The sequence below is a fragment of the Campylobacter sp. CH278 genome, assembly GCF_004378845.1.
Taxonomy (GTDB): domain Bacteria; phylum Campylobacterota; class Campylobacteria; order Campylobacterales; family Campylobacteraceae; genus Campylobacter_D; species Campylobacter_D jejuni.
The window spans coordinates 1-406 of sequence record NZ_RYXZ01000030.1 but is presented as its reverse complement, the minus strand read 5'-3'; the positions used below and the strand labels follow the sequence as shown (position 1 = coordinate 406).

Here is a 406-nt window from a genome sequence, read left to right as displayed (position 1 = left end):
GCTAGCAAAGCTACGATTTTTTGTGCGGATTCTTCTTATCCTATTTTAGCTAAGCATGGTATAAAGCCTGATTATGTTTGCATGCTTGAAAGAACTGAAATTACTGCTGAATTTTTTAACAATGATTTTGGTGAATTTGATAAGGATATTATATTTATTTGTGCTGGTGTTGTTCATCCAAAGGCGATTGAGTATTTAAAGGGTAGAAATTTAGTCATAACTCAAAAAGTTCTTGCTTTTCCATATTATATAAATCTTAAAGATTTTTCTTATGCTGCTGTAGGACTTAGTGTTGCACATACATTATCTTATCTAGCAACTTATCTAAGTCATAAAAACATCATTTTTATAGGACAGGATTTAGCTTATGCTGAAAATGGCAATTCTCATCCTGATGATTATCAAA

At 30.8% G+C, this 406-nt stretch carries 1 protein-coding gene; it reads left to right on the top strand.

Translation table 11 applies throughout. The features are described from left to right. Positions 1 to 406: 6-hydroxymethylpterin diphosphokinase MptE-like protein (locus ELQ04_RS08540; RefSeq protein WP_134224532.1), on the top strand; the 406-nt coding region annotated here is incomplete at both ends.